The organism is Psychromonas sp. MME2 (assembly GCF_040566515.1).
In the GTDB taxonomy this organism is placed as follows: domain Bacteria; phylum Pseudomonadota; class Gammaproteobacteria; order Enterobacterales; family Psychromonadaceae; genus Psychromonas.
On sequence record NZ_JBEWXI010000013.1, the window covers coordinates 1 to 9,775 of the forward strand.

Annotated in this window: 5 protein-coding genes and 1 pseudogene; 2 read left to right on the plus strand and 4 right to left on the minus strand. The window is 44.7% G+C overall.

What is annotated here, in order from left to right:
* Window positions 1–312: 312 nt before the first annotated feature.
* Window positions 313–888: a phage integrase N-terminal SAM-like domain-containing protein gene (locus AB1A03_RS14390; RefSeq protein ID WP_354625328.1), complete on the plus strand. Its 576-nt coding sequence runs from the start codon at window positions 313–315 to the stop codon at window positions 886–888.
* Window positions 812–1,252, plus strand: a complete 441-nt coding sequence (locus tag AB1A03_RS14395) for a tyrosine-type recombinase/integrase (RefSeq protein WP_354625329.1) — start codon at window positions 812–814, stop codon at window positions 1,250–1,252. The genes AB1A03_RS14390 and AB1A03_RS14395 overlap by 77 nt, the downstream gene beginning before the upstream one ends.
* A 2-nt stretch (window positions 1,253–1,254) precedes the next feature.
* On the opposite strand, the gene AB1A03_RS14400 is transcribed toward AB1A03_RS14395, so the two are convergent.
* The 4 genes and pseudogenes from AB1A03_RS14400 to AB1A03_RS17385 form a co-directional block, all read right to left on the minus strand.
* Window positions 1,255–1,890, minus strand: a complete 636-nt coding sequence (locus AB1A03_RS14400) for a DUF1294 domain-containing protein (protein WP_354625330.1) — start codon at window positions 1,888–1,890, stop codon at window positions 1,255–1,257.
* A 5-nt stretch (window positions 1,891–1,895) separates the two neighbouring features.
* A complete protein-coding gene (locus tag AB1A03_RS14405) occupies window positions 1,896–2,333 on the minus strand; it encodes a VF530 family DNA-binding protein (RefSeq protein WP_354625331.1) in 438 nt (145 codons plus the stop codon).
* A gap of 8 nt (window positions 2,334–2,341) precedes the next feature.
* On the minus strand, window positions 2,342–3,955 hold the full coding sequence (locus AB1A03_RS14410) for a PfaD family polyunsaturated fatty acid/polyketide biosynthesis protein (protein WP_354625332.1): 1,614 nt from the start codon (window positions 3,953–3,955) through the stop codon (window positions 2,342–2,344).
* A gap of 24 nt (window positions 3,956–3,979) precedes the next feature.
* Window positions 3,980–9,773, minus strand: a pseudogene (locus AB1A03_RS17385) (hotdog fold thioesterase).
* Window positions 9,774–9,775 lie beyond the last annotated feature (2 nt).

The following is a 9,775-nucleotide window of genomic DNA, read 5'->3' on the forward strand; positions in this document are numbered from 1 at the left end:
CTTATCTCATTTTTCAAAACCATAAAAAAAGATAAATAATCATTAAATTCAATTGGTTAATTCTGCTTTATAACATACTGCTATTTGAGATAGGTATGACACTGCCACCTATCACCTTTTGAAATAATGACCTCACCATCTAATTTATATAGCAAATTAGAATGTTAACAAATATAACCTGCACGGCGACGTAAAATATTGGATAAATTCGTAAACCCGCACCATACTACTGTGTATAAATACATATTTATTTTTTGAGGAGAAATTTATGTATGATGTTCGTCCTCCGATCGCGGCTAATTCCCCCGTTTTATGGATCAATTTCGTATCTTTATTCGCAGTCGTCATTACGCCTTTAAAACGGAAAAAACCTATTGTTTTTGGATATTAAGTTTTATTCGTTTTCATCAGCTTAAACACCCGAAAGAGATGGCTAATGCTGAGATTGAAGCTTTTTTAGAATATCAATCAGTTACCCGTAACGTCAGTAGTAATACACAGAAAACAGCACTGAATGCATTAATATTTATGTATCGAGAATTTTTAAGGATTGATATTAAAGGGTTAAAATTCAGTTATGCCGTTAAACCAAGGCAGCTTCCAACGGTTTTTACGCATACAGAAGCCCAACATGTTATTACGCAACTTAATGATAAAGCAAAGTTAGCGGCTCAATTAATGTATGGTTGTGGTTTGCGTATATCTGAAGCAACGAGATTGCGCATTAAAGATATCGATTTTACTGCAAAATGCATTTTGGTTCGCGAAACTAAAGGGGATAAATCAAGACGGACACTATTACCGCAAGCGTTTGTTCGCCCCACTTCGTTGCGAAATAGAATCGAGTTTACTATTACATCAACAAGATCTGCTAAATGGGTTTGGTAGTGTCTATCTACCCAATGGATTAGCAAGAAAATATCCAAATGCTGAATTTGAAGATAAATGGCAGTATCTATTTCCTGCCAGTACCTTATCAATTGATCCGCGCACTAATATTACCCGAAGACATCATATCTCTGAGCAATCTGTACAGCGCAGTGTCAAACAGGCCATCAACAAAATGGGGTTGATGAAAAAAGCAGGTTGTCATACTTTTAGGCACAGTTTTGCAACGCGTTTATTAGAAGCAGGCACCGATTTACGTAATATTCAAGAGTTGCTAGGACACAGTGATATTAGCACTACGCAAATTTATTTACATGTTGTCGGCTTACATGAGCGCGGAATTGTTAGCCCTATTGATCAGTGAAACTATATCGCCGCTATGAGTGGCATTAGCACCTTATTCACAAAGTGAATCCCTATATCAGACTGCAAGTAAACTAAAGCAGTGAGATTAAGTATGACCGTGAACCAATAAGTGATTTTAAATTCACGCTTACTGGATTTATGACGTAATATTTTTTGCGCAATAAAGGCGCCAGGCCAACCACCTATTAATGCAAAAAGATGTAACGTGCTTTCCTGAATTCTCCATCGTCCTGCTTGTGCGGCGGACTTATCTCTGGCATAGGCAATAAAGGCAACAACACTCATACAGAGGTATATTCCACCAATAAAAGGGGCCAATTTTCCAAGTAAGATAACAGCCAGCAAGGTTAAACTAAAAACAGTCGTAAAATAGGTCGCAAAGGCACTTTGTTGACTCTTTTTATTCGTGCGATTGGCATTCACGTTTGCACGCGCAAAGGTTATATTGAACGCACGAAAGCGATTATTTTTCTCTTTAACTAATTCGTAGACAATCAGCTCGCCATCCGTAGGACGACAATCGCGCGCAGTAAATGCTTTAATATGCACAAATGCGCGTTCGCCCCCACCATTAGGTTGCACAAAACCATACCCTTTGTCGTCATTCCAATTAACAATTTTGCCTTGATAATTCATCGCAATTATTGATTCCACGGATTACTGGGATCGTAGGGCGGCTCTTGTTGCTGTTTTTCTGATTTATTAGCCACGCCCAACATGCCATCATCACTGAGTCGTTCGATTTGTGCTATCACCTCTGCCGTAATTTCTGCTGGCTCAGTGCCTTGTTGCAGTTGCTCTAGGGGGATGTGACGATCCCGCGGAGGAATGGCTAACTGTTTATCATCGGGATAGGGAAAATGTTTATATTGATAGAGATAAAAGTTCTCCACTTTTATCCTTGCCCACTCATTGACACGCAAAAATTTAGCAGTCGATTTCATGCCCGTATGAAATTGAAAACGGTTAATTTGCAACGCTTCACTTAATAGCTGCCAACCATAATGGTCAGAAATTTCAGTTAGTAGCTGTTCGAGCTTTAGCCCATATAATGGGTTATTCGATTTAGTGGCTGACATTGGCGACCTTATAGTGTGGAAAACGGTGTGTCGGGGCGATAACTGAGTAAATGACTCGGTAATGAGACACCCTGCATTTTTAATAGATTTATACGTTGTAAATAGGCCGCGCCTGTCAATAAATGTAGCGCAACATCAACGGCGCGTCGCTCGCTGTATGTGGCTAAATAGGTTCCTTTGACCCAGCTATTAAAGGCGCCTAAACTTGGGCCAGCCCAAATTTGGTAATCCATTTCTCGTCCTTTTTCCCCGATATTTGACCAACGTGAAGAGAGCCCTAAATACCAGCGGAAAATCAGTGCCATTTTACGTTTCGGATTATGCTGCGCACGCGCCAACATCTCCGGATCGCGCTCATGGAAGAAAGCAACGGTGGTAGCCCAGACATCATCTAAATTTTGTCGAAAAATTTGTTTCTCTATTTTTTCTCGCTCAACGGCGGGGATCTCTTCAATCGCATTGTAATTACTGTAAAGCTCATAGAGTTTATTGGCGCGCATGGCAAACATACTGCCCCGTTTCACCACCTGTAATTTAACGCCCATTTCAAACATATCTGCTGCCGGAGCCATAGTGACATCAGCCATTTCAACATTGGCTAATAGTTGTCGTGTATGCTGCGAAGCCCCCGCTTCGATACAGGCTTGGTTAACCGAGCCAAGGACGATATATGCCGCGCCCATGTTAAATGCCGCAAGCGCCGCTTCAGGTGTACCAATCCCCCCTCCTGCACCAACGCGTAACGGGGTTTTATAGTTGTATTGGGCTTGTATTTCATCACGTAGGGCGATAATCGACGGTAATAGTGTCAAAAATGGGCGATTATCGGTGTGCCCGCCAGAATCCGCTTCCGCGGTAATATCATCGGCCATCGGTACACTTAGTGCTAGTTGTGCCTGTAATGGGGTTATCTTCCCCTGCGCAAGCAGTTTATCTAAGAGCTTTTGTGGTGCTGGCGACATGAATTTACTGGCGACTTCAGTACGCGATACTTTAGCAATGACCTTATTAGCAATATGCACAGAGCCATCTGCCTGTTGCGATAATCCTGCCACACGGTAATGAACGATATGCTCGGTAAGGGCTAAATAGGCAGAAGCTTCAACGGTATCAACGCCCAATTTTAAAAAACGCTCGACAGCACCCGACTCAAGCGCTTCTTCACTCGGGGAGTGAATCAAATTAACGGCAAAGGGGCCATTTGGTAAGGCCGCTTGAATCCGTTTAATCGACGCTTCAATCACATCGGGCACTAATCCTGCTGCACCAAAGGAGCATAAAAAACCTGCTTTACCAAGGGCAATCACTAACTCAACGGAGGCGATGCCATTCGCCATTGCACCACCGTGATAGGCATAGTTCACCTTGTGCTGTTGTTTAAAGGCAGGATCGCCTAAATCTTCTGGTAAGACGGCCTGTGCAAAGGCCAATACGGCTTGCCCCCCTACTGCAATGGTCTGTTGTGCCACGCCAATCTGACCATTAATTTGCGCAAGGTAAAGGGGTTTGCTGCAATCCATTAGTGCCTGTTTAATGGCGCGATCGTCGCAGCTAAGCGCAGCTGAATCGACTTGCCAAGCCCAATCGATTTGATTTTTATTATTAAACGTTAACAGTGACATAATTTTTCCAAAGTTTGCGTGCAATTACGCTTCAATAATACTCAGTACAATATCTTTAACTTGATAGATGCGTAAACCATCTTTACTTAAGTTAGCATCCCGATCAGGCGTATTTCCTGCGCATCGTGAATAATCGCCGTGATATGCACATCTAAACTCATCTGTTTATTGAGCGGGGTAATTTGTCCACGGTATTTCCACTCAACCTTACTCACTGGTGCGATAAAACGGGGATTATTAAACTGCGCGCCTAAACCGTTTTTCAATGCATAAACCTGCAATAACTCGATAATCGCCTCAACCCCTAAGGAGCCGGGCATAACCGGATCTTGATGGAAATGGTAGCGGAAAAACCAATCGCTAGCATCAATGGTACGCTCCCCATAAATATAGGCGACACCCGCTTTACCACCGCCTTCGACAATGGCAACGTGGTCGACAAAATGCAGTTGCCCACCCGCCAAACGGTAATGGGGCTGCGTCGCTGGCGCATGGAATAGTGGCATCGCGGCATCGCTTAAATCAAAGCGTTCAATTTGTGCGGCGGGTATGTTGTTATCAACAAACCAAGCGTGACTGATTTGACCGTTATCGATACCCAGCTGATTGGTTAAGGATTCAGCACTAAAGTAGCCAAACACCGCGCTGCCTTGGTAAAAGGTTTCTCCCTCTACGAGCAAATCAAAGGTAAAACTTTGGATGATCGCCCCACCTGCCATGCTGGTTGATAATAACAGCGATTTGTTAACGATGGTTTTACCACGTAGATCAATCTGTTTTATCAGATCACCACTGCCATCTAGATTACGGAAAAAGAGATTTTTTTCTGGGTATTTTAAGGTGCTGCCCATGTAGCCAGAGATAAAGCCATTGGGTTGCAGTGCGATTTCCATGATGATTGAATATGGGATCCAGTTATCAATGCTGTTTTTACTAAAATACCACGCATCTTCTGGGACATAATATTCAGAGGTACAACTCGCTGGGTTTTTAAAATCTAACCGTTTACCTTGTACATCCACAACCTGCGTCACCACCTGTAGATCACCACAGGGGGTGCGCGGTGGAATACGCTGTTTACCCGGCTCATTATAAATATCAAAATCAGGGCCAAAACAGTTGCTGATATTACCGGTTGCAAACTCAAAAAGATGCCACGGTGTAAAGGGGGCGCTATCTGGCACGCGATTTTGCCCTTTAACATAGGGGGCGGCAAAATGTTTAATTGGGATAACGCCTTTATTTTGTGGCGCACTGAAATCCGACTCAACGCGCATTAATGGCCGATGAGGGTGTTTAAAGGGATTAATGCCACGCTCATCAACAGTGGCATGATTATCATGAATGAGGACATCTTCGAGTTCATGCAGCGCATCACTATCGAGTTCCCCGATGTGATTTTCTAGCTCATTGAGGGCCTGCTCCACACTGACACTGGGAGCTTTTAACGGCGGCGCTTTTTTTATCAGTCGCACATTATTCGGCAACGTAACGGGATAGGGAGAATGACTATCCTGCTCTTTAATTTCAACGCAAAGATTTTTAAAGTCCACCACCACTTTACCATCGAGTAAAATATCGATGTTTGCTTTCATAAAGGGACGCGGTGACATGCCGATTTCCGTCACTTCCATACGGTAGGTCAGGGTATTGTGTTGTGGCAGTACTTGACCACGGCAACGTACGGTTTGCTGCTCACGGCCATCGGCTGAAAACGGGCGTTATTGACATCACGATTCATACCAAGCCAAAGCATGTAGAACATCACCAACTGTCCGCATCCTTCCGACATTAACGACCCTGCCATCACTTGGTCACCCTGAAAGTGGCACGGGAAATACCAATGGTCTGGCGCGAGATCTTTCTGACCTTCTAATACGCCGAGCCCCCAGTGTCCACCGTGGGGATCGATTTTTGTCACCCGTTCAATCATTAGGAATTTTTGTGACGAAAATTTGAGTGACGGATTACGCCCCTGTTGATCATATTGTTCACCGAAACAGGCCGCCACATCGCCATCGACAAGGTGCAACATTTGCGTTAAGCCATACTGTTGAGCCGTGCTGTTAATCAATGGCTGAAAGTCGTGCTTTTTGGCATTGGCAAATTGCGCTTTATCTTTATCGTTATGGATCACCCCTTTGCCATCGGCAAGCTCTTCATCGGTAAAGAAACCCGCACAACCGTTACGCATGATCAGGACTTTTTTATCACCAACAAAACAGTCGTAGTGGAAGAAAAACAGCAATTGCTCACCATTTTTCGCATAGGAGTCGATATGAATTTCATAACGCAGGGTTTCACCACCAAAGGCCATCTCTTCTAAAAAGGTTAATTGGCAATCAAGTAAACGATAAACACGTTCACTTTTATTTTGAAAATCGATACCGATATAAGCGATCAGCATTAAGTCGCACTGCCCTGATTCAACGGCGACCGACCAAGGTATTTGCCCGTCAATTAAAAATGGCGCATCAACGGGAATATCATACTCCGTCACCATTGACGATTGACGATATTCATTGATAGTAGCATCCAAGGCGGTGACACGCGAAACTAATAGATAATCCGTGGTAGGAAGGCGCACACGGCGCGCATAGTTATCAATCACGGCATAATCAGGGCCAAAAACATGGCTGATTTTTCCCTCGGCAAACTCCACTAAATCGGCACTATCGAAAATCACCCGCTGCGGTTTGTTATAACATTCACGTAATTGCAGTGGCGGATAGTGGTAGCCCTGCGCCCCTTTATTGCAAACAGTGGCGCGCTATGTTGCCCCTCCTGTGCAGTCTCAGAGAGTGGCTGTGAATTTACGTTAATCGGTTGTTCGCTCAGCAACTGCGTCTGTAATGTAATCAGCTTGGCAATTTGTCTTTGCGCCGCTAAACGATTTCGCAAAAAAGCTTGGTGGGTTTGCGTTTGCTGAGAGATATCACCACGGCTAAAGGGCTTCATTGTAACTCCAGTTGGCATTTTTATCTCTTCACTTAACTCGGTTTTGTCTGTTTCGGGCACTTGCAGTAATCCTAAATTTATTGGCGTACTCAGAGGTGCTAAACATTGCCCCTGAATCTGTTTTTTGATTGTGCTAAACAGTGGATTGTTCGCCTGTTCAATAATGGTTTGCTGAATATCACGCCCCCCTAAATGAATCGCTTTGATTAGCGAGGGAGAGTGATTAGGCGAAGGCATGACAGCGCTTTGTTGCGCGGTTGCACTGGAGGCCAAGAGCAAATGCGCACAGCTTAAATCTTGTCCTAAGCCATTGATCGCACAAAAAGTTGGCGCTGTTTTTTATCTAAAAATAGCGCAGTTTTAAGCACACTAAACATGCCTGAAGCATTATAAAGATGGCCTATTTGGCTTTTAACACTGGCAATTTTCGCTGTGGGGTAACGTTTCGCAAAGGCGCTTTTCTCCGCTTGATTCTCACGTTCAACGCCACTGGCAAAGGCCTCAACATAGCTAATTTGCTGTGCAGTAATATTTGCCAACGCACAGGCTTGTTCACTGGCTTTGATAATCGCATCACTGTCCACACCGTCAGCAAAGCTGAGTGCATTAATGGTGGCATAAGATGTTTGTCCATTGAGTGCCGATTGCGCTTTAACAACAAAAGCCCCTGCGCCTTCACCAACTAACCAACCCTTTGCCTGTAAGATATCAGCAGCCACATTGGCATCACCACAGAGCGGAGCAAAACGTTGACGAAGAGAGACATTCTCTAAGGAGCCAGCAAGATCCACACTGGCGATGATCACGGCTTCGACCGCAGTGGTTTGCATGAGATTTTCAGCAACCTCGATACAGCGGTAAACGGAATTTTCTTCACTGGAAATAGTAAAGGCAGGGCCAGAAAAATCCCATAACGCCGAAATCCGAGAAGCCATAATATTACCAATAAAACTGGTGTATTGGTTTAACTGGGCAGGAGATCCTAAACTTTGCTTGGCAATGGCGATGAGTTCCTGTTGCTGCTGTGGGTTAAATGTATCCCCTGCTCCTGCAAACTTTGCGCAATTTGCGTTGCTAAATTAACGCGTCCTCGATATTGATGCAGGTCTAACTCCACCCCCATCGCAACCAACACGGCAACATTGCTGCCAACACGTAGTCCTGCATCCTTGGCGGCATTGTCAGCGACTTTCATCATCATAAGCTGCTGTGGAATAAGACAATCGCGCTCATTGGGCGGAATTTTAAAGCGAAGGAAGTCAATATCAAAACTGTCCACATAGGCCCCTTTCGGTGCACCTTGCAGATTTAAGGTCGCGAGCAAGTTGGCATTTTTCTCCATCCCCAGCCAACGCTGTGCAGGTAATTCAGTAAAGAGATTGCCCTCGCAATCCATCAACTCTTTAAATTGCGCAAGGTTTTTTACTGAGCCAACTAAACAATCCATACCGATAATCGCTAGGGGTTCTCGCGCTTTAACTTGCTGCGCCTTGGCTACAAAAGGGGTATTTCCCGGCTGTAAAATAAGATGGGCATTACTGCCACCAAAGCCGAATACACTCACGCCTGCGGTCGGGATATTCGCCTTACATGGCCAAGGTGTGGTTTCCGTTGGGATCTGCGCGGCCGTAAAATAGCCTAATTTGCTGCTGATGGGGTTTTGTAAACTGATCGTTGCAGGAATAATCCCTTCGTTTAACGCCCAAATTGCTTTACACATGCCCGGCATGCCCGCAGCCGTCAAAAGATGCCCAAGGTTCGATTTAGCAGAACCGAGCAAGGGCTTATTATCGTAACGGCTAAAGAAGCTTTCCATTGAGCTTAACTCAACTTTATCGCCCTTGGGTGTCCCCGTGGCATGACACTCGATGTAATCGACATCACGCGGGCTCACCTGTGCATCATCATAGGCGCGTTGATAAGCTAAGATCTGCCCCTTACTATTAGGGCTTAAAACAAATTCCCCTTTACCATCATTAGATAATGCTCCCCCTTTTATAATGGCATGAATTTTATCGCCATCGCGTAGCGCATCACGGTGGCGTTTTAACACCATCATCCCAGCACCTTGTGCTGCGAATAACCCCTGCGATGCTTTGTCAAAGGGGGCATGGTTATTATTACCCGGGAAAGCTTGGAAAATTGAAAAACCCATATTGACAAACAGCGAATCCGCCGCCGATACCGCGCCCGCCAGCATCATATCGGCTTTGCCCGTATAGAGATAATCACAGGCAAGCTTGACGCTATAACAGGATGATGCACAGGCGGCATCGAGTGAAAAATGGCTGCCACCAAGCCCTGCCGCTTTTGCCAATAAGGCCGACGGATAACCAGCAATTAAACCATTCTCAGCAGGTACGGCTTTAGCTTGCGTGAAGTTAGCCAGCTTGAAGTTATCTGCACTTAACTGTTGTAAGGCTTGCTCGACAACATGATGGTAAAGGGGTAAGAAAAGGTGATTTGAGCTTTGCGTTGGAAAGGAAAGATTACCCAAAATCACGCCACATTGTTGCAGTTGTGGTGCGCCCCAGTAACCCGCATCTTGTAATGCTTGTTCTGTAACATACAGCGCCCATTTATTGAGCGCATCTAATTGGTCAAGATAACCGCTATCTAAGCCACTTGCCGAGAAGGGATCGGCATTAAAAATAAAATCACGGATATAGCCGCCCGACATACAGTAAAACTTATCGCTCTCGCCTTTTTTACCGTAATATGCCGTCGGTTGCGCATCTAACTCGGTCGCAGAAATCGTTGTTCGGTTATCTTTTTTAGCCAATAATTGCTGCCAAAATTGATCTGGCTGCGTTGATCCCGGAAATAGATTTGCAATACCAACAACGGCGATATCTTCCATAT

Bases quoted from the DNA above. Each gene is read 5' to 3' on its own strand.
- AB1A03_RS14390 (WP_354625328.1), top strand. From the start codon at position 313: ATGGATCAATTTCGTATCTTTATTCGCAGTCGTCATTACGCCTTTAAA.
- AB1A03_RS14400 (WP_354625330.1), bottom strand. From the start codon at position 1,890: ATGAATTATCAAGGCAAAATTGTTAATTGGAATGACGACAAAGGGTAT.
- AB1A03_RS14405 (WP_354625331.1), bottom strand. From the start codon at position 2,333: ATGTCAGCCACTAAATCGAATAACCCATTATATGGGCTAAAGCTCGAA.
- AB1A03_RS14410 (WP_354625332.1), bottom strand. From the start codon at position 3,955: ATGTCACTGTTAACGTTTAATAATAAAAATCAAATCGATTGGGCTTGG.